We start from the raw sequence: 24,337 nt of genomic DNA on the forward strand, positions 1-24,337 counted from the left end.
TGCCGTTATGTTCCGGCCGTTTCCGGGAGGCAGGAATTTTGCGGATGATCCTTTCGGTCGGAGATCGATGACGATGTTGATTACCGTGCCGCCTGACTACCGGCCGTCCGATGCCGAAGAGTTCATGTCTCCCTTGCAGCAGGAGTATTTCCGCCAGAAGTTGTTGAAGTGGCGGCAGGATCTCCTTCGGGAAGCGGGAGATACCCTAGCAAGCCTCAGCGAAGGCGGGATATCCGAAGCCGATCTGACCGACCGCGCCAGCGTGGAGACAGATCGCGCTCTCGAACTGCGCACCCGCGACCGTGCCAGGAAGCTGATCTCGAAGATTGATCAGGCTCTCGAACGTATCGAGAACGGCACATACGGCTATTGCGAGGAGACCGGGGAGCCCATCGGTTTGCGTCGGCTCGAGGCGCGCCCGATCGCGACCCTTTCCATCGAGGCGCAAGAGCGGCACGAGAAGATGGAGCGCATTCACCGCGACGACTGATTTGCCGGCGGGCGGAGTGGCAGGACGTGGAGAAGGCGGTGTCTTTTCCGCGATCTTCCCCGGCCCTTCGGCCCTGGCGGGAACCAGCTTCTTATTGCTTGCAATGCCGTGCGATCCGGTGCATCTGCCGCCGCGACGGTGATTGCGGCAGAACCCCTGCGGTTTGCCGCCATCGATTCTGGCGGATGGTTTGATCATCTTCCTCCCTTGCGTCCCGGCCGCCTGGCCGGGGCGGTTCCGGCTCAGGGGATGATCTCGCGGTCCGGCTGGACTGACACCCAATCCAGCGAGCGCGCGGTACGGGAAGCCGCGCCGATCTCGTATGAAGATTTCCCGCGCGGCTCGCGCCGCGACGCGTATGGAGGCCCCCCGTGGCGCGCACACCGCTCGAGAAGATCCGCAACATCGGCATTACGGCGCATATCGACGCCGGCAAGACGACGACGACCGAGCGGATCCTTTACTACACCGGCAAGTCCCACAAGATCGGTGAGGTCCACGAGGGCAACACCACCACCGACTACATGGAGCAGGAGCGTGAGCGTGGCATCACGATCACCTCCGCTGCCGTGACGGCCGAGTGGAAGGGCCACCGGATCAACGTCATCGACACCCCGGGCCACATCGACTTCAACATCGAGGTCAACCGCTCGCTGCGCGTGCTCGATGGCGCCGTCTTCGTGATCGAGGGCGTGGCCGGCGTGCAGCCGCAGTCCGAGACCAACTGGCGCCTGGCCGACCGCTACAACGTGCCGCGCATCATCTACATCAACAAGCTGGACCGCACGGGCGCCGACTTCTACCGCGCCGCCGCGACCCTGACCGAGAAGCTCGGCATCAACTGGGTGGCCCTGCAGCTGCCGATCGGCATCGAGGATACCCTGAAGGGCGTCGTCGACCTGGTCGAGATGAAGGCCCTGATCTGGGAAGGCGACGAACTCGGCGCCAAGTACCACGAGGCCCCGATCCCGGACGACCTGAAGGAGAAGGCGGCCGAGTACCGCCAGCTCCTGCTCGACACCGCCCTGTCCGTCGATGACGCGGCGATGGAAGAGTATTTCGACAAGGGCGACGTCTCCGTCGAGACCCTGAAGAAGTGCATCAAGAAGGGCACGATCTCCGGCGCCTTCCGTCCGGTCGTCTGCGGCTCCTCCTTCAAGAACAAGGGTGTGCAGCCGCTGCTGGATGCCGTCTGCGACTACCTGCCGAGCCCGGTGGAAGTCGAGGGCATCATGGTCGCCCCCGAGGAAGGCCAGGACGAGAACACCCCGCGCCGTATCATCGAGGTGAGCGAGACCGCGCCGTTCTCCGCGCTCGCCTTCAAGATGATCAACGACAAGTACGGCAACCTGACCTTCATCCGCGTCTATGCCGGCGTGGTGCGCCAGGGCGATACCGTCCTGAACACCGCCAAGGGCAACAAGGAACGCATCGGCCGCATGTTCCAGATGCATGCCGATAAGCGTGAGGAAGTGAAGGAGGTGTTCGCCGGCGACATCGTCGCCATCGTGGGCCTGAAGGACACCCTGACGGGTGACACCCTGGCCGACCCGGCGGACCCCGTCGTGCTCGAGCGCATGGCCTTCCCGGTGCCGGTCATCGACATCTCCGTCGAGCCCAAGACCAAGGATGGCGTGGAGAAGATGACGCTCGGCCTGCAGAAGCTGGCCGGCGAGGACCCCTCCCTGCGTCTGAAGACCGACCAGGAGACCGGCCAGACCATCCTGTCCGGCATGGGCGAGCTCCACCTCGAGATCATCATCGACCGCCTGAAGCGCGAGTATGGCGTGGACGCCAACATCGGCGCGCCGCAGGTGGCCTATCGTGAGACGATCACGAAGGCGCACACCGAGACCTACACCCACAAGAAGCAGTCGGGTGGTTCGGGCCAGTTCGCCGAGGTGAAGATCACCTTCGAGCCCAAGGAGCGGAACGAGGGCATCGAGTTCGTCAATGCCGTCGTCGGCGGCTCGGTGCCGAAGGAGTACATCCCGGCGGTCGAGAAGGGCATCAAGGTCCAGGCCGATACCGGCGTGCTGGCCGGCTTCCCGACGGTGGACTTCAAGTACACCCTGACGGACGGCAAGTACCACGACGTCGACTCCTCGGCCCTGGCCTTCGAGATCGCCGCCAAGGCCTGCTTCCGCGAGGGCATGAAGAAGGCCGGCCCGGTGATCCTGGAGCCGATCATGGACGTCGAGGTGACGACGCCGCAGGATCATGTCGGTGACGTGGTGGGCGACCTCAACCGTCGCCGTGGCGTGATCCAGAGCCAGGATATGGCCGGCACTTCGGTCATCGTCCGCGCTCATGTGCCGCTGAAGGAGATGTTCGGCTACATCTCCAACCTGCGGGGCATGACCAAGGGCCGCGCCTCCTTCTCGATGCAGTTCCACCACTACGATCCGGTGCCGCGCAACGTCGCCGACGAGATCATGAAGCAGAGCGCCTGACACCTGATCGGGGTTCCGATCCATCAGCTTCTTTCGAACGCGGGCCAGACTGGCCCGCGTTTTTCGTTTCGGTGGGAAGCATCATGCTACCAATCGTCTCCAAGCTCTGTGAGGCTTGAAGGCGGGAGTGGAATCTCCAACATGTCCGCCATGCAATCCGGTCAAGACCATCGCCCTGTCCTGGACATGACGCCCGACGGCGAATTCAAGGGGCCGGCGCCTCGCCCCACGACGTGGCTGGACAGGCTTCTGCTGAGGCTGGGTGGCGTGGCGGCGCTTGTCGCACTGGTGGCGCTTGGCGTGGTGGTGGCGGGGATCGCCGTGGCGTTCTTCGCGATTGCCCTGCCTGTGGCCCTAATCGCCGGGCTCGTGGCCTTCGGCACCCTGTGGTGGCGAGCGCGGCGGAACGGCGAGAGCCTGCGCTTCGAGGCCATGGCCCGGCGATACCGGAGCCGCTGAACGGCCTACCGCCGTCTCAGACCAGGGCGGCGAGCCGGCTGCGGTGCCGGTAGGTGAGGGCCTCGGCCATGTGGCGGCGTTTCACCACATCGCTTTCCTCCAGGTCCGCGATGGTGCGCGCGACCCGGAGGCATCGGACATAGCCGCGATTGGACAAGGCGAGCTGGGTGGTGGCACGGTCCGCCAGAGCCAGCGCCTCCTGCGACAGAGCCGGGACGAGCGTGTCCAGCGCCTCCTCGGCGTTGCTGACGCCGCGTTCACGCTGCCGCGTGCGGGCCTGAGTGACCCTTGCTGCCACCGTCGTGCTGCTCTCTCCCAGCGGCACCCTTGCGATCTCGCCCGGCGATATCGGCGCCATCCCGATCACCATGTCGATGCGATCGAGCAGGGGCCCTGAGAGCTTCTGCTGATAGGTCTCGCCGCAGCGGGGCGCGGAGCCGCATTCCCGGCTCGCCTCGCCCAGGTGACCGCATCGGCACGGATTCATCGCCGCGATCAGCTGGAACCGGGCCGGATAACTGACATGGGCCGCGGCCCGGCTGATGGTGCAGAAGCCGGTCTCCAAAGGCTGGCGCAGCGCCTCCAGGGCAGGGCGGCCGAACTCCGGAAGCTCGTCAAGGAACAGCACCCCATGATGCGCAAGGCTGATCTCGCCGGGACGCGCTTTTGGCCCCCCGCCGACCAGTGCGGCCTGGCTGGCGGAGTGGTGGGGACTCCGGAAGGGTGGTCTCGATGATATCCGTCCCCCCTCGAGAAGCCCGGCAACGCTGCGGATCAGGCTGACCTCCAGGGCCTGCGCGGGGGTCAGATCCGGCAAAAGGCCGGCGATGCGGGAGGCCAGCATGGACTTGCCGGCGCCTGGAGGCCCGGAGAGCAGCAGGTTGTGGTTGCCCGCGGCGGCGATCTCCAAGGCGCGCTTGGCGGCCTCCTGGCCGCGCACCTGGGACAGGCACGCTTGGCCTGCCGTGGAGGTCTCCAGGGCTGGCGGCTGTGGCGCGGAGAGCAATTGCTTTCCGTTGAGATGCGCGATGATCTGCGGGAGATCGCGGGCCGCCAGGATCTCGACGGAGCCGGCCCAGGCCGCTTCGCCACCCTGGGCGAGGGGGCATATCAGCCCCAGTTCCCGTTCCGCCGCGCCCAGAGCGGCCGGAAGGATGCCGGCCACGGGACCGATGGCCCCATCCAGGGCCAGTTCGCCCAGGGCGGCAAAGCCCTCCAGTTCCTCGGAAGGCACGATGTCCATCGCCGCGAGAAGAGCGAGGGCGATCGGCAGGTCGAAATGCGAACCTTCCTTCTGCAGGCTTGCCGGCGCGAGATTGACCAGGATGCGCTTGGGGGGGAGGCTCAGCCCCATGCCGTTCAGGGCGGCGCGCACCCGCTCGCGGCTCTCGGTGATCGCCTTGTCCGGCAGGCCGACCAGGATGAAAGCGGGCAGTCCGCCGGTGATCTGGACCTGCACCTCCACCGGCACGGTTTCGATACCGGAGAAGGCGAAGCTGGCCAGACGGACGATGCTCATGGCGGCAGATTACAGATCCACCACCAGATCATCAACTTAATGGATTATCGCCCGTGCCAGCCATCGAGGAAGCTCAACAGGAGGCTTCCTATGAGATCGACGTTGTAGCCGCCCTCCTGGGCAAGCACGGTGGGAAGGCCGAGGCCTGCCAACAGCGCCCCGGCGCGCGCGAAGCCGTCCCGCGTGACCTTGAGAAAGCTCAACGGCTCCTGCTCGGACGCATCGAAGCCGAGGGGGATGACGAGCGCGTCCGGCCGGAAGGCCTGGCTGCGTTCGATGGCATGAGAAAGCGCGGCGAGCCACGCCTCGTCGCCCGACCCGCGCGGGAGGGGGAGGTTGTGGTTGTGCCCTAGCCCCCGGCCACCGCCCCGCTCCTCGTCATACCCGACATACCAGGGATAGTAGCCCGCGGGATCGCCGTGCAGGGACACCGTCAGGACATCGTCCCGCTCCCAGAAGATGCCCTGCGTTCCGTTGCCGTGATGGGCATCGATATCGATGATGGCGACCCTGGCCGCGCCGCCACGGCGCAGGCGTTCGGCTGCCAGGGCGCTGTTGTTGACGTAGCAGTGCCCGCCGGCCCGCGCGGCATAGGCATGGTGGCCGGGGGGCCGGCTCAGCGCATAGGCCAGGCCGCCCCCGGCGCTCACGGAGCCGGCGGCGGCAAGGGCGCAGGAGGCGGCGGAGAGGATCGACTCCCAGCTGCCGGGCCCGATCGGGCATGCCGTATCGGCGGTGTACCAGCCGGTCCGCGCCAGGATCGAGGAGGTCAGGCGGGCCCCCTGCGCCAGCATCTCAGGGGAGGGGTGCATGTTGGCCACCACCTCCGGCCCCTTTTCGGGAAGGGCCGCCCAGGCTTTCGCGGCCTCCGCCAGAAAGGCGACATAGCCGGCGTCGTGGATGTCGAGCAGCGCCGCGGGCTCGACCAGCGGCGGCGTCTCCACGGCGGTCCCGCTGCCTCGAAGCGCGGCAAGGAGCGCCTCCGCCCGCTGCGGTATCTCGAAGTTGCGGCGGACCGATCCTCTCTGGAGGAAGAAATGCGGCGAATGCCGCGTCTGATCGGGATGGGCAAAGGCGCGCATGAACTCAGGCTATGCCGGACGGACGCCCTTGTCGATGCGGCTTTCCCAGGGTTAGCGTCGCAGTCTGGGATGCATCAACGGGAGACAAAGATGGGCCTTTCACGTCGTGGCCTTCTGGCCGGCGCGGCCGCCGCGCCTTTGCTGATGCGCGTGGACGACGCCCTGGCCCAGGGCATCCAGCCCAAACGAGGCGGAACCCTGAACTCGATCGTCAACCCGGAGCCGCCCATTCTCCATGTTGGCGTCAACAATCAGGCGCCGACGCTGATCGTCGGCGGCAAGATCTTCCAGGGCCTGCTCCGCTACAGCAGCAAGCTGGAGCCCCTCCCTGAGCTCGCAAAGAGCTGGGAGATCAGCCCGGATGGGCTCGAATACACCTTCCACCTGCAGGAGAACGTCAAGTTCCATGATGGGCAGCCGATGACGGCGGAAGACGTCGTCTTCTCCATCATGAAGTTCCACATGGAAGTCTCGCCCCGTGCGCGCGGCGTGTTCTCGCGCATCAAGGAGGGCGTGGCGGTGGACAGGAACACCGCCAAGTTCGTACTGTCCGCGCCGTTCGAGCCCTTCCTCCTCATGTTCGATGTGACGGTCTCGGCGATTGTCCCCAAGCATCACTTCGAAGGACAGGACTATCGGCAGGCACCCGTCGTCCAGAAGCCGATCGGCACCGGCCCCTTCCGCTTCGTGGAATGGCAGCGTGGCAACTTCATCCGGCTGGAGCGCTTCGACGGCTACTGGAAGCCCAACCAGCCTTATCTCGACGCCATCATCTACCGGGTGATTCCGGACAGCCAATCGCGCCGCCTGGCCCTGGAGAGCGGGCAGGTTCAGCTCACACAGTCGAACGACATCGAGCCTTTCGACGTGCCGCAGATGCGCGCCCGGCCCAATCTCGAGGTGCAGACCACGGGCTGGGAGTATTTCGGTCCGCTCATGTGGCTGGAGCTCAACCACCGGGTGAAGCCTCTGGACGATGTGCGCGTGCGCAAGGCTCTGGCGCATGCCGTGAACCGCGACTTCATCGCGCAGCGGCTCTGGTTCGGCATCGGCAAGCCGGCCACCGGTCCCGTGGCGAGTTCCACGCGCTTCCACGATGCCACGGCCAGGATGCCGTCCTTCGATGTCAACGCGGCGAAGAAGCTGCTGGACGAGGCGGGGCTGAAGCCGAACGGGCAGGGGGTCCGGTTCACGATCAGGCATCTGAGCCTGCCCTATGGCGAGGTCTTCACCCGGCTGGGCGAGTTCCTGCGTCAGTCGCTGCGGCAGGTCGGCGTCGACCTCCAGCTGGAAAGCGTGGATGTCGGAACCTGGGCGCAGCGGACCGCCAACTGGGAGTTCGATACCACCATCAACTATCTCTACCAGTACGGTGACCCGACCCTGGGCGTGGAGAGGAGCTACGTCTCCACCAACATCAAGAAGATCCTCTTCTCCAACGTCTCGGGCTACGCCAACCCGAAGGTGGACGAGCTCTTCACCCAGGCGCGCGACGCCGCCGAGCCTGCCAAACGCCAGGAGTACTTCACGGCCGTCCAGAAGATCCTGGTGGAGGACGTGCCGCTGGTCTGGCTGCTGGAGATGGCTTTTCCCACCATTCACGAGAAGCGGCTGCACAATGTGATCACCAGCGGCGCCGGCGTGCATGCCAGCTTCGACGATGTCTTCCTGGCCTGAGCATGGAAGTCTCCAAGCTACCGGCCTATCTGGCGGCGCGGCTGGTCAAGGCGGCGATCGTCGTCCTGGCCATCGTGATCTGCAACTTCTTCCTGATCCACGCCGCGCCCGGCGATCCCGCCAGCATCATCGCCGGCCAGTCCGGCGCGGCGGATGCCAAGTTCCTGGAGCAGCTGAGGGCCCAGTTCGGCCTGGATCAGCCGCTCTACGTCCAGCTCTGGCTCTATCTGAAGGGCGTGCTGACGCTCGATCTCGGCTTCAGCCACCGGCAGCAGATGCCCGTTTCCACGCTCCTGTGGGAGCGGCTGCCGGCCACCCTCCTGCTGACCGGCAGCGCCTTCGTCTTCGCCCTCGTGGTGGGCGTGAGCATGGGAGCGCTGGCGGCCAAGCGCGTCGGCACGTGGTGGGACAGCATCATCACCGTCCTCGCCCTCGTCTTCTACGCCACGCCGCTCTTCTGGGTGGGCCTGATGCTCGTCCTTCTGTTCAGCGTGGCGCTGGAATGGCTGCCCTCCTTCGGCATGGCCTCGGTGGGCGTCGAGCTGAGCGGCTTCCAGGCGGCGCTGGATGTCGGCAGGCACCTCATCCTGCCGGGGCTGACGCTGGGGCTGTTCTATGTCGCCGTCTATGCGCGTCTGACACGGGCCACCATGCTGGAGGTCGCCGACCAGGATTTCGTGAGGACGGCCCGGGCCAAGGGCGTGCCTGAAGGCCGCATCCAGCGGCGGCACGTGCTCCGCAATGCCCTCCTTCCCATCATCACCTTCGCCGGCATCCAGGCCGGTCAGGTCATCGGTGGTTCCATCCTGGTCGAGACGGTCTTCGCCTGGCCCGGCATCGGCCGGCTGGCCTTCGATGCGCTGCTGGCCCGCGACTACCAGGTCCTGATGGGCGTCTTCTTCTGCACCAGCGTCATGGTCGTGATCTTCAATCTGCTGACCGATCTTCTCTACGCCATCGTGGATCCGCGCGTGGAGATGGCCGGATGAGAATTTTCTGGCGCAACTTCTCCCGCAACCGCGGCGCGGTGTTCGGGATGGTCATCCTGGTCGGGGTGGCCATGCTTGCCCTCCTGGCGCCGGTCATCTTTCCCGGCAGCCCGTGGGACATGGTGGGCGCGCCCTTCATGCCGCCGGGTGAGATGGGGCTTCTGCTCGGTTCCGACAGCCTGGGACGCGACGTCGCTGCCGGGATCGCGCATGGCGCACGGGTCTCCCTGCTCGTCGGGGCGGTCTCCACCGCAGCCGCGCTGCTCATCGGCGTCACGCTCGGCGCCGTCGCCGGCTACTTCGGCGGCATCGTCGACGATCTCGTCATGCGTTTCACCGAGTTTTTCCAGACCATCCCGAGCTTCGTCCTGGCCATCCTGCTGGTGGCCATCTTCACGCCGACCATCGGCTCCATCGTCTTCGCCATCGCCATCGTCTCCTGGCCCCCGGTCGCGCGTGTCGTCCGGGCGGAGTTCCTGTCCCTGCGTTCGCGCGAGTTCGTCCAGGCCTCCGAGGTGCTCGGGAAGTCGCGCTTCTCGATCGTGATCGGGGACATCCTGCCGAACACCCTCTCCCCGATCGTCGTCCTGTCGTCCCTCATGGTGGCTTCCGCCATCCTGCTCGAAAGCGCCTTGTCCTTCCTCGGGCTCGGCGATCCCAATCTAATGTCCTGGGGCTTTCTCATCGGATCCGGCCGGAGCGTCATCCGCCTGGCCTGGTGGATGAGCGTCTTTCCCGGCATTGCCATCTTCCTCACCGTTCTCTCCCTGAATCTCGTGGGCGAGGGGTTGTCCGACGCCCTGAATCCCAGGTTGGCGCGCAATCGCGGGGCAAAGCCATGACGCATCTCCTGGAGGTCAGAGACCTGACGATCGGGCTGCCGCAAGGCGCCGACAGACCGCACGCCGTGGACGGAATCTCGCTGCATCTCGATGCCGGCGAGATCCTCTGCATCGTCGGGGAAAGCGGATCGGGGAAGTCGATCACCGCGAACACCATCATGGGCCTGCTGCCGCGCGAGTTGCCGGTCCTCGGCGGCGACATCCTCTTCGAGGGCGAGCGGCTTCTCGGCCTTTCGGCGGAAGCGCTGCGCTCCCGTCGGGGCCGGCGGATGGCCATGGTGTTCCAGGAACCCATGACCGCCCTCAACCCGCTGATGCGCGTGGGCGACCAGATCGCCGAGGCGCTGGCCGTGCATGGCCGAGGTGGCGAGGCCCGGCAGAAGGTGCCCGAGCTGCTGGCAGCGGTGAACCTGCCGGATCCCGCCTCGATCGCCCGGATGCATCCCTTCCGCCTGTCCGGCGGACAGCGCCAGCGCGTGATGATCGCCATGGCGTTGGCCCTGGAGCCGGCGCTGCTGATCGCCGACGAGCCGACGACCGCGCTCGACGTCACCACGCAGATGCAGATCCTGAAGCTCATCCGCGAGATCCAGGAGCGGCGCGGGATGGGCGTGATGTTCATCACGCACGATTTCGGCGTGGTCGCCGAGATCGCCGATCGCGTCGCGGTGATGCAGTACGGAAGGATCGTCGAGCAGGGCCCCGCGAGGGATGTGCTGAACGCCCCGCAACACCCCTATACCAGGGCGCTGATCGCCGCCGTGCCGCATGGCAGATCGACCCAGGGCCAGGCCATCCGCCCGGCTCCGGTGCTGGAGATGAAAGGGGTCACCAAGACCTATCGTCGGGGCGGCTGGTTCGGCGCCAAGGTGGCCGTGAAGGCCATCCACGACGCCGACTTCGTCCTGAACAAGGGCGAGACCCTGGGCCTGGTCGGGGAAAGCGGTTCGGGCAAGTCGACCCTCGCGCGCTGCGTGGTCCGGCTGGTCGAGCCGGAAGCGGGCGAGATCCTGTTCCACGGCGAGGATCTGCGCCCCCTGTCGCGCCAGGGATGGCGGCCCTATCGCAAGCGGATCCAGATGGTCTTCCAGGATCCTTATGCCTCGCTCAATCCGCGGCGGAAGGTGGGCGATGCGATCACCGAGGGGCCTGTCGCGCACGGCGCGGACCCGAAGGAGGCGAGGCGCCGGGCGGTCGAGCTCCTCGAGCTGGTCAAGCTCGATCCCTCGGCGATCGAGCGCTATCCGCATGAGTTCAGCGGCGGTCAGCGCCAGCGCATCGGGCTGGCTCGCGCCCTCGCCATGGATCCCGAACTGCTCATCGCCGACGAGCCCGTCTCCGCGCTCGACGTCTCGGTCCAGGCGCAGGTGCTGAACCTCCTCGCGGAGATCCGCCAGCGTCTCGGCCTCACGCTTCTCTTCATCACGCATGATCTTCGCGTGGCCGCGCAGATCTGCGACCGCATCGCGGTCATGCAGCGCGGCGCCATCGTCGAGCAGGGCCCGACGGCCAGCGTCTTCGGCGCGCCGCGTCACGGCTACACCCGCGCCCTGCTGGACAGCATTCCCGGCCGCAGCTGGACGCCACCGGTCTCCTCCGAACTCGCCTGAAGGATACGTCATGTCGACCCTCGATCCCGGCGCCCGCCGCGCCATCCTCGACGCCGTCAAGACCCTGGAGGGGGAGGCCATCGCCGCGCTGGAACGCCTCGTCCGCTGCCCCTCGACCTTGGGCAACGAGGCCTCCGCCCTGGAGGAGATGGCCCGGAACTACGCCACCCTCGGCCTGGAGCCGGTCCGCGTGCCGACGGTGCCGGCGGAGCTGGCGGCGCATCCCGGCTTCTCGCCCCCGCTGATCTCCTATGAGGGGCGCGACAATGTCGTGGCGGTCCACAGGCCGCGGGAGCGCAAGGGACGCAGCCTGGTCCTTCAGGGCCATGTCGACGTCGTTCCGGAAGGCGCACCTGATCTCTGGACCACGCCGCCCTATGAGCCCACCATCCGGGGCGGCCGCATGTATGGCCGCGGCGCCGGAGACATGAAGGCCGGCGACATCTCCAACGTGATGGCCTTCCGCGCGCTGCAGCTCGCGGGGCTTCGACCGGCCGCCGAGGTCCAGTTCCATTCCGTCATCGAGGAGGAATGCACGGGCAACGGCGCCCTGGCCTGCATGCAGGCGCTGCCGAAGTGCGATGCCGTCATCATCCCCGAGCCGGGGCCCGGCATCGAGGGCATCTATACCGCCGAGGTCGGCGTGATCTGGGCCTGGGTCGTCGTCACGGGCCGCCCGACGCATGTCCGCGAGATGCAGGCGGGCGTGAACGCCATCGAGGCGGCCTATGTCGTCGCCCAGCACTTCAAGGACTACGAGGCCGAGGCCAACCGGGCCGAGAACGTCCATTCCTCCTTCTTTGGCGTCAATCACCCGGTCAACGTGAACTTCGGAACCGTGCAGGGCGGCGAGTGGAACAGCTCCGTGCCGACGCGGGCGCGGATCGGCCTCCGGGTCGGCATCATGGTGGGCAACACGGCCGCCCGCGTGAAGGCCGAGATCGAGCGGATCGTGGCGGAGGCCGCGAGCGACGAGAGGCTCAGAGGGGCGCGGCTCACGCTGGAGTTCGGCGGCTTCATGGCCGATCCCTGCATCTTCGATCAGCAGGCCCCCATCGTGCAGATGGCGCGCCGCAACTTCATCGACGTGGCGGGCCGCGAACTGCGCGACTATCCGGCCTCGGGCCTGACCGACGGGCGTTTCTTCACGCTCTACCAGGGCACGCCCGTGGCCTGCTTCGGCCCGGACGCGGATGCCATCCATGGCATCGACGAAAGTGTCGGGCTGGAGAGCTTCCATGCCATCACGCGCACCATCGCGCTGACCATGGCCGAATGGTGCGGGGTGGAGAAGGCATGAGCGCGGGCAACCTGCCGGTCTCCGGCTCTCGCTTGTGGGACAGTCTCATGCAGATGGCACGCATCGGCGCGACGCCCAAGGGCGGCTGCAACCGCCAGACCCTGACCGATCTGGACGGCGAGGGGCGGGCGCTGCTGCGGCGCTGGGCCGGGGAGATCGGCTGCAGCGTCACGCTCGACCGGGTGGGGAACATGGTGGTGCGGCGGGAAGGGCGCGAGCCGTCCCTGCCGGCCGTGGCCATGGGAAGCCATCTCGACACGCAGCCTACGGGCGGCCGGTTCGACGGTGTGCTGGGCGTGCTGGCCGGGCTCGAGGTGCTACGGGCCCTGCACGAGGCGGGGATCGAAACCCAGGCGCCGGTCGTCCTGATCAACTGGACGAATGAGGAAGGGGCGCGCTTCTCGCCACCGATGATGGGCAGCGGTGTCGCGATGGGGTTGTTCTCCGAGGAGGAGGTGCTGGCCAAGAGCGACCCGTCCGGCGCCATCTTCGGTGAGGAACTGCGGCGGATCGGCTGGCGGGGGGAGGAGGATCCCCGGTCCCTGCAACGCCTCGGCGCCTATTTCGAATTGCACATCGAGCAGGGTCCGCTGCTCGAGGCGGAGGGCATTCCCGTCGGTGTGGTCGACAAGGCGCTGGGGCAGATCTGGCTCGATGTCACCGTGGAGGGCGAGGAGGCGCATGCCGGCTCGGCCATGGGACCGCGCCGGGACGCCATGATGGCCGCGGCGCAACTCATTCAGGCTGTCGAGGAGATCGCGCTGGAGGCCGGCGGAGATGGCCGCGCCACCGTCGGCCGCCTGCTGGTCTCGCCGGACAGCCGGAATGTCGTGCCGTCGCGCATCTGGTTCAGCGTGGATCTGCGGCATGGCGATCCCGCCGCGCTGTCGGCCATGAGCGAGGCGGTGCGGAGGCGCGCGGAGGAGATCTCGGCCGCCCGCCAGGTCTCCGCGCGGGTCGATCTCTTCTGGGAATCCCCGCTGATACCGTTCGACCCGGCGTTGGTGGACAGACTGCGCCAGGCCGCGGCCGGCCGTGGCCTGCCCTTCAGGACCATGCCCACAGGAATCGGGCACGATGCCGTCTATGTGGCGCGGCGGGTTCCGACCGCCATGATCTTCGTCCCCTGCGAGGGCGGCGTGAGTCACAACGAGGCTGAGGCCATCTCGCCCGAATGGGCCGAAGCCGGGCTCGTGGTTCTGGCGGATGCGGTGCTGGCCACCGCCCGGCCGGTGCGGGAGGAGTGAGGAGCATGCGCATCGCCATCGGTGGCTTCCTGCATGAAAGCCATTCCTTCGCGCCGAGATCGACCGCCTGGGCAGACTTTCAGCAGCCGGGCGGCTTCCCCCCGTTCCAGCGTGGCGCGGGCCTGCCGGATGCGCTGCGCCCGACCTCCGTGCCCGCCGCCGGCGCGATCGCCCGCGCGGAGGGCGAGGGGGCCGAGATCGTGCCGCTGGCCTGGGCCTTCGCCAATCCGGCCGGGCCCGTGACGGAGGAGGCTTTCGAGCGGATCAGCGCCTGCATCGTCGCCGATCTGGCTTCGGCCATGGAGGCCGCGCCGCTGGACGGGGTGTATCTCGACCTGCACGGCGCCATGGTCGCGGAAGGCTATCCCGATGCCGAGGGCGAGTTGCTGCGCCGGGTCCGCGCCGTCGTCGGGCCGGACATCCCGGTCGCGGCCAGCCTCGACCCGCACTGCAATCTGACGGCCCGGATGGTCGAGATGGCCGATGTCCTGGTGCCGTTCCGCACCTACCCCCATGTCGACATGAAGGCGGCGGGGGAACGTGCGCTCGCGCTGCTGTTGCGGCGCATCGGGCATGGCGCTCCCTTTGCCCGGGCCTACCGGCAGCTCGACTACTGGATGCCGCTCACCACGCAATGCACGCTGGTCGAGCCGATGCGGGGCGTCATGGAGCGCCGGACCGCCTTGTCGCAGCGTGAGGGTGTTGTCGAACTCGCCTTCTGCTTCGGCTTTCCCTATGCGGATTTCCGCGATTGCGGCGTAGCGCTGGCCTGCTACGCGACGGATCAGAATGCCGCCGATGCCGCCGCCGAGGCCCTGCTGGCCTGCCTGGCGGAGCGGGAGGCGGAATTTGCCGGCGCTGCCGTTCCTGCCGCGGAGGGTGTCGCCGAGGCCCGTGCCCTGGCCGTGTCGGCCAGCCGGCCCGTGGTCCTGGCCGACACCCAGGACAATCCGGGAGGCGGCGGACATGGCGACACCACGGGCCTGCTGGCGGAACTGGTGCACCAGGATGCGGATGCGGTTCTCGGCCTGATCAACGATGCCGAAAGCGCCGCGCTCTGCCATGCGGCGGGTAAGGGCGCGGAACTCGCGCTCAGGCTGGGCGGAAAGTCGGATGGCGCCCCCTTCGAGGCACAGGCCCGGGTGCTGCGTCTGTCGGATGGTCGTTTCACCTGCACGGGTCCGATGAGCGCCGGAAATCCCGCGAATCTGGGCCCCTCCGCGCTGATCGCCATCGGGCGGGTGCGGGTGGTGGTGGTCAGCCGCAAGATGCAGGCCCATGACCAGGCCCTGTTCCGTCACCTCGGCGTGGAGCCGGCGCGCGAGAAGATCCTGGCGTTGAAGAGCAGCGTGCACTTCCGCGCGGACTTCCAGCCCATCGCGGAGAAGGTCATCGTCGTCGCGGCGCCGGGCCCGGTTGTCGCGGATCCATCCTCCCTGCCGTTCCAGCACGTCCGCCCCGGCGTCCGGCGCAGGCCACTGGGTCCGGCCCAGTGACGGGGTGACGGGAACCAAGCCGGGCCGGCTTCTCAGCCGGCCTGGTTCATGAAGGCGCGGACGGCTTCCTGACCGGGCATGGGGGCCACCGCGCCGTAACCGGTGGTCGCCAGGGCCGCGGCGGCATTGGCATAGCCCGCGGCTTCCTCCGCCGTGTCCCCGAGAAGGCGTCGCGCCAGGAAGTTGCCGGCGAAGGTGTCGCCGGCTCCCGTTGCGTCCACCGCTTCCACCTGACGGCCGGGCAGGATGACGCGGCGCTCCGACGTCGCGACCATGACGCCGCGCCGGCCGAGCTTCAGCACTACCAGGGGCGCGAGCTTCAGATAGAAGTCGGCGATGGCGTCCGGCTCCGTCAGCCCGGTCAGCGCGACGGCGTCCTCCTCGCTCGGCAGGGCGATGTCGGCCATGCCGAGCGCGGCGTGCATGATGGCGCGCGCCCTTGGCAGAGGCCACAGCGCCCGGCGGAGGTTGGTGTCGTAGGATATGATGACGCCGGCATCGCGGGCGATCTCGATGGCCCGGAAGCAGGCGTCGCAGGCGCTGGTCGAGATCGCCTGGCTGATGCCGGAAAGGTGCAGGATCCGCGCCCGTCGGATGGCATCCTCCGGCACGCTCTCCGGGGTCATGCGGCTGGCGGCGCTGTCACGGCGGTAGAAGGTGAACTGATGGCCGGCCTCGCCGTGAGTCACGAAGTAGATCCCGGTGGGGGCGTCCCCGCGCCGCTCCACCGTGCCGGTGTCCACGCCTTCGGACGCCCAGAGCGCCATGAAACTGTCGCCCGGCGTATCCTGCCCGATGGCCGTGATGTAGCCGGCGCTGGCCCCGGCCCGCGCCGCCGCGATGGCGGCGTTGGAGGTATCGCCGCCGTGCCCTTCCAGGTAGAGCGGCCGGCCCTGCGCGTCCTTCCGGCTCTGATTGAACTCCAGCATGGGTTCCCCCATGCAGAGAAGATCGGCGCCGCTCATGCCTGCTTGATCCCCAGGGCCTCGCGCGCCGCGGCCTCGACGGCGGCACGGTTTCCGGCGGCGATGGCTGCCTCATCGACCAGCTTGCCGCCGATGCCCACGAAGGCCGCTCCGGCCGCGATGTAGTCACCGGCATTGCGGGCATCCACACCGCCGGTGGGGCAGAAGGCCACATCGGGGAACACGGCCCGGAGCGAGCGGATATGGCCCGGCCCGCCGGCCGAGGAGGCAGGAAAGATCTTGACCACATCCGCGCCGGCCTTCAGGGCGGCGCGGACCTCGGTCGGTGTCATGGCGCCCATCATGAGGCAGGCGCCCGCCGCGCGCGCCGGTGCCGCCAGCGCGGGGTCGACCCAGGGCGAGACCAGGAAACGCGCGCCTGCCGCCAGGCAGGCCTCCGCCGAGGCGGCATCAGGCACCGTGCCGGCGCCGACCAGCAGGCCCGGATCGGCGGCCAGGTCACGGATGACGGAGAGCGCATCGGGAATGGTCAGTGTGATCTCGAAGATGGTGACCCCCGCATCCTTCAGCCAGGATGCCGCCAGCGCGGCATGGGCCGCGGTGCTGGTCCGCACCACGGGCACGATGCGGGCCTTGCGGAAGGTCTCGATCAGAGGATGCGGTGCCACGGGCTCATATCCTGCTTGCCGGCCGACACCGGGCGCCGTGGGGTTACCGCGCCGGCAGCTGCCTTTCCATCAGGCTAACGGCCCGGGACGCGGAGGTGAAGCGCCGCCTGGCGGAAGGCACGACCGCCGGAACGGCGGCACCTAGCCTGCCTGGGCCGCCAGATCCTGCGCCGAGCGCTCCAGATGCCGCGCCGCGATCCGGGCATCCTCCACGCGACCCATGACCTCGGTGAGGCCATCCTGGTAGGACGAGACGCTCCTGTGGAGGGAGAGGGTGGACTCGCGCAGCCGGCCGACCTCGGAGCGGAACGCCGAGACGGCCGCCTTTTGCTCCGCCAGAGCACCTTCCAGCCGGCGCAATGCCAGCCGCAACCGGTTGGAATCCGTTCGAGGGAAGTCGAGGAGGCCGCTTTCCGCCATGGGGTTGCCTGCTTAATCAACTGTTGACGACAAGGCAGGCTTAGACGTCTCGCGGGATGATACGAAGTAAAGCCTGTGGGAAAATCGTTAACTGCCCCGCGATGCGGGTTGTTTCCATTCCCGCGCCGATCTGCTCTAACGCCCGGCCCTTCACGGCACAGGGCGCCCGCCATGACCGACATCATCGGCATCGACTTCGGCACGACCAATAGCGTCATCGCCCTGCACCGGCCGGATGGATCGGTCGAGAGCCTCCGCTTCGCCATGGGATCCCGCGAGGCCGAGACCTTCCGCTCGCTGATCTGCTTCTGGATGGAGGAGAGCGGCGCCGGCCGTGGCCGGCTCGAGCATGCCGCGGGGCCGGCGGCCATCGAGGCCTATCTGGATGACCCCCTCGGCTGCCGCCTCATCATGTCCATGAAGAGCTATCTGGCCAGCCGCAACTTCACCGAGACCAGGGTCTTCGGGCAGGCCCTGACGCTGGAGACGCTGATTTCGCTCTTCCTGCGCGCGTTGCTCGCCAGCCTTCCCGCCGGCCGCGATCTGCTCCGGGCGAGGGTGATCGCCGGGCGTCCGGTCCACTTCGTGGGTGAGACGGCGGATGACGCCCTGGCGGAGCGGCGCCTTCGGTCCGCGTTTCAGGCGGCGGGATGGAGCCAGGTGGACCTGGCCCTGGAGCCGGAAGCGGCGGGCTATCGCTTCGCCGCAGGGCTGGATGAGCCTGCCAATGTCCTGATTGGCGATTTTGGTGGCGGCACCAGCGACTTCTCCATCCTCCGCTTCGAGCCGGGGGAGCGGCGGCGGGTGACCGCGCTCGGCCATGCGGGGCTTGGAATCGCCGGCGATGCGCTGGACTATCGCATCATCGACAATGTCGTGTCGCCCCGCCTGGGCAAGGGCGACCATTACCGCATCCTGGGCACCGCCCTGCCGGTGCCACCCAGTTTCTTCAGCAGCTTCGCGCACTGGCACCGGCTCTCGCTGATGCGGGCTCCCAAGACCATGCGGGAGATTGCCGAGGTGGCCCGCAACGCCGATCATCCGGAGCGGCTGATGCATCTGCTGCGGCTGGTGGAGGACGAGGCCGGCTATGCCCTCTACCGTGCGGTATCGGAGGTGAAGGCCAGCCTCTCGGCGCAGGACAGTGCCGTGCTGCGCTTCCGGCACGAGGACTTCGAACTGGACGAAACCGTCCGGCAGGCGGACTTCGAAGCATGGATCGCGCCCGAGTTGCGGCGGATCGGCGCGACGGTCAGCGAGGCGCTGGAGCGGGCCGGGCTGCAGGAGGACGCCATCGACCGTGTCTTTCTGACCGGCGGCTCCTCGCTCGTCCCCGCCATTCGCCGCATTTTCGAAGCGCGGTTCGGCGCCGACCAAATCGCCCATGGCGGGGAGTTCGTCTCCGTGGCCGAGGGACTGGCGCTGATCGGTGCCGAGAACGGAGCGATCTAGCGGCGCGTAGCCGGATCATCGCGCCAGGGCGCTCGCGCCAGGCAGACCGCCGGGCGCCCTGCCGCCGCCAGGCCGCCGAGGATCGCAAGCGCCACCAATGTCTCCTCCGGCCGCCAGCCGGATGGAGCGACGATCAGCCCCAGCGGCAGCGACAGCCCCGCCACCCAGGCCCAGCCCTGAAGGAGGACAGCGGAGGCCTCGCCCAGCAGTTGCCTCCGCTGCTCCGGCGTGAAAGCGGGATCCGACACATCAGACAGCGCATCGCCATGACGCTGCCAGAGTGTCGCTAGACGCCGCGCCTCACGCCGCAGGGTCGTCCGGCATGGCTGCGGCCGGTGGCAATCCTGCGTCAGAAGCAGGGCCCGCCAGCCCTGCCGGAACAGCAGCGGGCGTAGCGCCGCTTCATCATCGGACGCGGCCGCGCCAGCGGCCATGTCGAGCGCGTCGCGCCGGACCAGGGAGAGGCCTTCGAGCCAGGGAAGGGCGCCGGCGGCCTCCAGTTCCTGGAGCCGCGGAAGATCCGGATGACGCCTCTCGACGGTGTGCAGCACTCCGCAATCAGGCTCCGCCAGCCTAGCCACGGCCTGTGGCCACCATTCGGCCCCGCCGGCGGCTCCGGGTCGGATCAATCCGATCCATTCGGCGTCGGGATGGGTCTCCGCGCGGGCGAAGGCGCGGCTCTGTGCCGCATCGACCGGCCCCAGATGGAAGAACCGGCAATGCCTTAACCGCGCGCAGTGCTCCGCCACGGGCTCCCAGGCCGCCGGGCTGCCACTGGAATCGACCACCAGCACCTCGCAGGACGAGGAGGGAAGGGTGGCCAGCCAGTTCAGCGTGGAACGGACCTCCGGGCCGGAAGCATCCCGGATCAGCAGGTGAAGGGAGATACGGGGAAGCCTCGCGCCCCTGGGGATGGGGGAGGGCACCGGCACGGATGAAACGGGCCGATCCGGCGCGAGACGGGCCCGCAGCACGGTGGCCAGCGGCACAACCATCGGGGCGTACAGCAACAGGAGCAGCGATCCCAGCGCACCCGCTCCCGCCTGCAGCACCGCGAATCCCAGGACGGCGGCCAGTCCCTGGAGCGACACGAGCAGGGCAAGGCCACGGCGGCCCGCCGGCAGCGGCGCGACCCAGCGTGGAAGCAGGATCGCCATCGTGGCGACCGCGGCCGCCGCCCAGCCCGCCGACACCCCCGACCAGGCCAGCGCCTGGAGCAGCGTCGCACCGCGCAGCATCCAGGCGCCCCGGCCACGGCGGGTGCTCCGGTCGGCGGGCACGGCGGCGGTGAGAGACCCCGAAGGGACCATCGGCAGGACAAGGCTGATCTTCATGGCGGAACCGGTCCAGGCGCATGCTTCTCAGCTCTTATCCCCTCCGGTTGCGGCGAAGGCGGGTTCAGTTGATGGCCGGAATAGGGCCGGCGCCGCGTGACCCGCCTGTCCCCAGCAGGTAAACCCCTGTGCCGAGACGAAGGATGGCCTGCCATGGAAGCCGCGCTAGAAATACTCGTGATTCTGCTGCTGGTGCTGCTGAACGGCATCTTCGCCATGAGCGAGCTGGCGATCGTTTCCGCCCGTCGGGTCCGGCTGCTCGGCATGCAGCGGGGAGGAAAGGCGGGGGCGACCGCGGCCCTCGCGCTGGCCGAGGACCCCCAGCGCTTCCTGCCGACGGTGCAGGTGGGCATCACCCTGGTGGGTGTCCTGGCCGGCGCCTTCGCGGGTCAGGGCCTGGCCCAGCGCTTCGCCGGCGTCCTCGCCCTGGTCCCGGGGCTGGAGGCCTATGCCGCGCAGATCGCCCTGGGCGTCGTGGTGCTCGGCATCACCTACCTGTCCCTGATTCTCGGCGAACTGGTTCCCAAGCAACTGGCCCTGCGCAATCCAGAGGCCGTCGCAACACTGGTCGCCCCGCCCATGCTGCTGCTGTCACGCATCGCCGCGCCGATGGTCTGGCTGCTATCCCGATCCTCCGCGCTGGTGCTGGGCCTGCTGGGCGCCTCCCGGCCGGTGTCCTCGACGATCACCGAGGAGGAGGTCAAGGCCGCCGTGGCCGAGGGCGCGGAGGCGGGAGCGCTGGAGACCGAGGAACGCCACATGATCGAGCGCGTTCTCCGTCTCGCCGACAAGCCGGTGCGCGCCCTGATGACGCCCAGGACGGAAGTGGACTGGATCGACCGCACGGCGACGGCGGAGGAGATGGCTACCCGCCTGCGCTCCAGCTCGGTGACGCGGTTGGTGGTGGCCGACGGCCGGATCGACAATGTCGTCGGCGTGGTGGCGGCCAAGGACCTGCTGGACCAGCTGCTCTCCGGCCAGCCGCTTTCGACCGCCGAGGCGCTGCGCCATCCCATGATCCTGCCGGACAATCTTTCCGCCCTGGACGCCCTGGCCCGCCTGCGGAGCGACCGTCTCGGCATCGCCCTGGTGATGGACGAGTATGGCAGCTTCGAAGGCGTGGTGACGGCTTCCGATCTCCTGGAGGCCATCGTCGGCGAACTGGGCGTCGAGGCCGTGCCGACGACCGGCGGCGCCGTCGAGCGGCATGATGGCAGCCTGCTGCTGGACGGAATGATGCCCAGCGACGAGCTGCGCGCACGCCTCGACCTGCCGGAGCTGCCGTCCGAGGGCAGCTATCACACCGTGGCGGGGCTGATGCTCTCCCTGCTGCAGAGAGTCCCGCGCGAGGGGGACCGCATCGTCTGGTCCGGCTGGCGGTTCGAAATCATCGATATGGACGGGCGCCGGATCGACAAGGTCCTGGCGCAGCGGGAGCAGGCGACCGGCTCCTAGAGCAGATCCCGATCCGGTGGAAGCACCGGATCGGGTGAAGATGCTGGCAAAAACAAACAGCTGGAGCGTTTTCCGTGAGCCAGTGCGAACGGAAAATGCCCGAGGAAGGAGCCTAGCGGCGCTGCGCCGGGCGCCCGTTCACCAGGGTGCTTAGAGCCCCGCCTGCGAGACGAACTTGGTGATCAGATAGGCCTCGATCGCCTCCGAGCCGCCCTCGGAGCCATAGCCGCTATCCTTGATGCCGCCGAAGGGCACCTCGGGAAGCGCCAGGCCAAGGTGGTTGATGGTCATCATGCCGCTCTCCACCTCGGCGGCGATGGCGTTCGCCGTCTTCGCGGAGCGGGTGAAGGCATAGGCCGCCAGACCGTAGGGGAGGCGATTGGCTTCCTCCACCACTTCGTCGAAGTCCTTGAACGGGACCATCAGCGCCAGCGGGCCGAACGGCTCCTCGTTCATCGCCCGCATCTCGCGCGTCAGGCCGGTGACCACGGTGGGTTCGTAGAAATAGCCCTTGTTGCTAATCCGGTTGCCGCCGGTGCGGACCTCGGCACCCTTCTGACGGGCATCGGCCACCAGAGCATCGATCGAGGGAATGCGCCGGTCATTGGCCAGCGGGCCCATGGTCACGCCGTCCTCAAGGCCGTTGCCGACCTTCACCGCCTTGGCGTGGGCGACGAACTTGTCGACGAACTGATCGAAGACCTTCTCCTGCACCAGGAAGCGCGTCGGAGAGACACAGACCTGGCCGGCATTGCGGAACTTGCTGCCGGCGAGCGTCTTGCTGGCGAGATCGACATCGGCGTCGTCGAAGACGATGGCCGGCGCGTGGCCGCCCAGCTCCATCGTCGCGCGCTTCATGTGCTTCCCCGCCATCTCGGCCAGGTGCTTGCCCACCGGCGTGGAGCCGGTGAAGGTCACCTTGCGGATGGTCGGATGGGGGATGAGGTAGGAGGAGATCTCGGCGGGCACGCCATAGACCAGTCCGACCACGCCCTTCGGCAGGCCCGCATCCAGGAAGCAGCGGATCAGCTCGGCGGGCGAGGCTGGGGTCTCTTCCGGCGCCTTGATGATGATCGAGCATCCGGTGGCCAGCGCCGCGGACAGCTTGCGCACCACCTGATTGATCGGGAAGTTCCAGGGCGTGAAGGCCGCGACCGGACCCACCGGCTCCTTGATGACCAACTGGTACACGCCCTGCGCCCGTGCCGGAATGACGCGGCCATAGGCGCGGCGCGCCTCCTCGGCGAACCAGTCGATGGTGTCCGCGCCGGCCAGGACCTCCATCCGGGCTTCCGGCAGCGGCTTGCCCTGCTCCATGGTCATCAGCCGGGCGATGTCGTCGGCGCGGCTGCGAAGCAGATCGGCGGCCTTGCGCATCAGCTTGGAGCGATCGAAGGCGGAGACGCGTCGCCAGGTGGCAAAGCCGCGCTCGGCCGCGGCCAGCGCCTCGTCCAGATCGGTCTCCGTCGCATGCGGCACCGTGCCGATCTGCTCCTCGGTCGCGGGGTTCAGCACCGGAATGGTGCGGCCGCCCGTCGCCGGGCGCCACTGGCCGTCGATATGAAGCAGGACGTCATGATTCATCGAAGCGTCTCCTCGGAGTCTAACCTGGTCCGAATGTGGCGCCATGCCGTGACCTGTGCCACCCCGGCGCCGCAGCTTTTTGCCCGGCACAACGAAGAAGGGCCCCTCCAGGGAGGGGCCCGTTCCATCATGCGGCCTCGAGTACCGCAACACCTGGCAGGGTCTTGCCCTCCAGCCACTCGAGGAACGCGCCCCCGGCCGAGGAGACGTAGGTCATCCTCTCGGCCACGCCGGCGTGGCGCAGCGCTGACACCGTGTCCCCGCCGCCGCCGATGGTCTTGAGCCCGGCGGAGGTCGTCAGTGCGGCCGCCGCCTGCGCCACCTGCACGGTCGCCGTATCGAAGGGCGGGATCTCGAAGGCGCCGAAGGGGCCGTTCCAGACCAGGGTCGAGGCGCGCTTCAGCCGTGCCTCGACGGAAGCGACCGTGTCCGGCCCGACATCCAGCGCCATCATCCCCGCCGGCACCGCGTCGACCGATACGGTACGATGCGGCGCGTTGGCGGCGAAGGCCTCCGCCACCACCAGGTCGACAGGGAGCAGCACCTCGCATCCGGCCGCCTTGGCCTCGTCGAGGATGCGGAGCGCCGTCTCGTGCATCTCCGCCTCCTGCAGGGACTTGCCCATGGGCTTGCCCTGCGCGGCCAGGAAGGTGTTCGCCATGGCGCCACCGATCACCAGCACATCCACCTTCCTCGACAGGTTGCCGAGCAGGTCGAGCTTGGTGGAAACCTTGGCGCCGCCGACGATCGCCATCACCGGCCGCGCCGGAGTGCCGAGCGCCGCATCCAGCGCCTCCAGCTCCGCCTGCATCAGGCGGCCGGCGTAGGAGGGCAGCCTGTGCGCGACGCCCTCGGTGCTGGCATGAGCGCGATGCGCGGCGGAGAAGGCGTCGTTGACGAAGACATCCGCCAGCTTCGCCAGGGCCTCGGCCATGGCCGGGTCGTTCTTCTCCTCCCCGGCATGGAAGCGCGTGTTCTCGAGGACGAGAACCTCGCCATCGCCGAGCGCCGCGACGGCCTTCTCGGCGTCGGCGCCGATGCAGTCGTCGGCGAAGGCGACCGGCTTGCCGAGGGCCTCGGACAGCGCCTCGGCCATCGGCTTCAGCGACATCTCCGGCACCCGCTTTGCCTTCGGGCGGTCGAAGTGGCTGCAGACGATGACCCGGGCACCCTTCTCCGCCAGCTCGCGGATGGTGGGCACCAGGCGCTCGATGCGCGTGCGGTCGGTGATCTTGCCGTCGCGCACCGGCAGGTTCAGGTCGGCACGCAGCAGGACCCGCTTCCCGGCGGCATCCAGCTGGTCGAGGGTGCGGAAGCGGGCCATGCCGTGCCGA

At 68.3% G+C, this 24,337-nt stretch carries 20 protein-coding genes; 12 read left to right on the plus strand and 8 right to left on the minus strand.

All coding sequences use genetic code 11. The features are described 5' to 3' along the window. The first annotated feature begins 76 nt into the window (after positions 1-76). The 3 genes from dksA (at position 77) to D9598_RS17260 (ending at position 3,402) form a co-directional block, all read left to right on the plus strand. The gene (gene dksA / locus D9598_RS17250) at positions 77-490 is read left to right on the plus strand and encodes an RNA polymerase-binding protein DksA (RefSeq protein ID WP_198367832.1); all 414 of its coding nucleotides are present in this window, start codon (positions 77-79) and stop codon (positions 488-490) included. Positions 491-861: 371 nt separating this feature from the next. Beyond that, complete coding sequence (fusA, locus tag D9598_RS17255; RefSeq protein ID WP_198367784.1) at positions 862-2,943, plus strand: elongation factor G; 2,082 nt, start codon at positions 862-864, stop codon at positions 2,941-2,943. A 141-nt stretch (positions 2,944-3,084) separates the two neighbouring features. Then, entirely contained in the window at positions 3,085-3,402 is a 318-nt protein-coding gene (locus tag D9598_RS17260) for a hypothetical protein (protein ID WP_232477384.1), read from the plus strand. A gap of 16 nt (positions 3,403-3,418) precedes the next feature. On the opposite strand, the gene D9598_RS17265 is transcribed toward D9598_RS17260, so the two are convergent. Together D9598_RS17265 and D9598_RS17270 are read right to left on the minus strand one after the other, a co-directional pair. Continuing rightward, positions 3,419-4,921 (minus strand): YifB family Mg chelatase-like AAA ATPase, encoded by a 1,503-nt coding sequence (locus D9598_RS17265; RefSeq protein ID WP_198367785.1) that lies wholly within the window; start codon positions 4,919-4,921, stop codon positions 3,419-3,421. Positions 4,922-4,965: 44 nt separating this feature from the next. Beyond that, positions 4,966-6,003, minus strand: a complete 1,038-nt coding sequence (locus D9598_RS17270; protein WP_198367786.1) for a histone deacetylase family protein — start codon at positions 6,001-6,003, stop codon at positions 4,966-4,968. 90 nt (positions 6,004-6,093) lie between these two features. On the opposite strand from D9598_RS17270, the gene D9598_RS17275 reads away from it, so the two are divergent. The 7 genes from D9598_RS17275 to D9598_RS17305 are packed head-to-tail and all read left to right on the plus strand — an operon-like array spanning position 6,094 to position 15,164. Then, positions 6,094-7,680 (plus strand): ABC transporter substrate-binding protein, encoded by a 1,587-nt coding sequence (locus D9598_RS17275; RefSeq protein WP_232477385.1) that lies wholly within the window; start codon positions 6,094-6,096, stop codon positions 7,678-7,680. Positions 7,681-7,682: 2 nt separating this feature from the next. Continuing rightward, positions 7,683-8,669, plus strand: coding sequence for an ABC transporter permease (locus D9598_RS17280; protein WP_198367787.1), 987 nt, complete (start codon positions 7,683-7,685; stop codon positions 8,667-8,669). Then, a complete protein-coding gene (locus D9598_RS17285) occupies positions 8,666-9,511 on the plus strand; it encodes an ABC transporter permease (protein ID WP_198367788.1) in 846 nt (281 codons plus the stop codon). The genes D9598_RS17280 and D9598_RS17285 overlap by 4 nt, the downstream gene beginning before the upstream one ends. Continuing rightward, on the plus strand, positions 9,508-11,121 hold the full coding sequence (locus D9598_RS17290; protein ID WP_198367789.1) for an ABC transporter ATP-binding protein: 1,614 nt from the start codon (positions 9,508-9,510) through the stop codon (positions 11,119-11,121). Before D9598_RS17285 ends, D9598_RS17290 begins: the two co-directional genes overlap by 4 nt. Before the next feature lie 10 nt (positions 11,122-11,131). Further along, on the plus strand, positions 11,132-12,421 hold the full coding sequence (locus D9598_RS17295) for an ArgE/DapE family deacylase (RefSeq protein ID WP_198367790.1): 1,290 nt from the start codon (positions 11,132-11,134) through the stop codon (positions 12,419-12,421). Beyond that, the gene (locus tag D9598_RS17300; RefSeq protein ID WP_198367791.1) at positions 12,418-13,668 is read left to right on the plus strand and encodes a Zn-dependent hydrolase; all 1,251 of its coding nucleotides are present in this window, start codon (positions 12,418-12,420) and stop codon (positions 13,666-13,668) included. Before D9598_RS17295 ends, D9598_RS17300 begins: the two co-directional genes overlap by 4 nt. 5 nt (positions 13,669-13,673) lie before the next feature. Next, positions 13,674-15,164, plus strand: a complete 1,491-nt coding sequence (locus D9598_RS17305) for a M81 family metallopeptidase (protein WP_198367792.1) — start codon at positions 13,674-13,676, stop codon at positions 15,162-15,164. A gap of 32 nt (positions 15,165-15,196) precedes the next feature. Here D9598_RS17305 and D9598_RS17310 read toward each other — a convergent pair whose 3' ends face one another. The 3 genes from D9598_RS17310 to D9598_RS17320 form a co-directional block, all read right to left on the minus strand. Then, on the minus strand, positions 15,197-16,129 hold the full coding sequence (locus tag D9598_RS17310; protein ID WP_198367793.1) for a sugar kinase: 933 nt from the start codon (positions 16,127-16,129) through the stop codon (positions 15,197-15,199). Further along, the gene (locus D9598_RS17315; RefSeq protein WP_198367794.1) at positions 16,126-16,758 is read right to left on the minus strand and encodes a bifunctional 4-hydroxy-2-oxoglutarate aldolase/2-dehydro-3-deoxy-phosphogluconate aldolase; all 633 of its coding nucleotides are present in this window, start codon (positions 16,756-16,758) and stop codon (positions 16,126-16,128) included. Before D9598_RS17315 ends, D9598_RS17310 begins: the two co-directional genes overlap by 4 nt. A 141-nt stretch (positions 16,759-16,899) precedes the next feature. Continuing rightward, the gene (locus D9598_RS17320) at positions 16,900-17,178 is read right to left on the minus strand and encodes a hypothetical protein (RefSeq protein WP_198367795.1); all 279 of its coding nucleotides are present in this window, start codon (positions 17,176-17,178) and stop codon (positions 16,900-16,902) included. Positions 17,179-17,349: 171 nt separating this feature from the next. On the opposite strand from D9598_RS17320, the gene D9598_RS17325 reads away from it, so the two are divergent. Next, positions 17,350-18,630: an Hsp70 family protein gene (locus D9598_RS17325; protein ID WP_198367796.1), complete on the plus strand. Its 1,281-nt coding sequence runs from the start codon at positions 17,350-17,352 to the stop codon at positions 18,628-18,630. Here D9598_RS17325 and D9598_RS17330 read toward each other — a convergent pair. Next, entirely contained in the window at positions 18,627-19,964 is a 1,338-nt protein-coding gene (locus tag D9598_RS17330; RefSeq protein WP_198367797.1) for a hypothetical protein, read from the minus strand. The genes D9598_RS17325 and D9598_RS17330 overlap by 4 nt on opposite strands. Positions 19,965-20,117: 153 nt before the next feature. Here D9598_RS17330 and D9598_RS17335 point away from each other — a divergent pair, with 153 nt between their 5' ends. Beyond that, the gene (locus D9598_RS17335; protein ID WP_198367798.1) at positions 20,118-21,419 is read left to right on the plus strand and encodes a hemolysin family protein; all 1,302 of its coding nucleotides are present in this window, start codon (positions 20,118-20,120) and stop codon (positions 21,417-21,419) included. A gap of 150 nt (positions 21,420-21,569) precedes the next feature. Here the strand turns inward: D9598_RS17335 and D9598_RS17340 are convergent, their stop codons facing one another. Both D9598_RS17340 and D9598_RS17345 read right to left on the minus strand, forming a co-directional pair. Beyond that, positions 21,570-23,003: an NAD-dependent succinate-semialdehyde dehydrogenase gene (locus D9598_RS17340; protein ID WP_198367799.1), complete on the minus strand. Its 1,434-nt coding sequence runs from the start codon at positions 23,001-23,003 to the stop codon at positions 21,570-21,572. A gap of 127 nt (positions 23,004-23,130) precedes the next feature. Beyond that, entirely contained in the window at positions 23,131-24,327 is a 1,197-nt protein-coding gene (locus D9598_RS17345; protein WP_198367800.1) for a phosphoglycerate kinase, read from the minus strand. Positions 24,328-24,337 lie beyond the last annotated feature (10 nt).

It is taken from the genome of Roseomonas sp. KE0001, assembly GCF_016107285.1.
Taxonomy (GTDB): Bacteria; Pseudomonadota; Alphaproteobacteria; order Acetobacterales; family Acetobacteraceae; genus Pseudoroseomonas.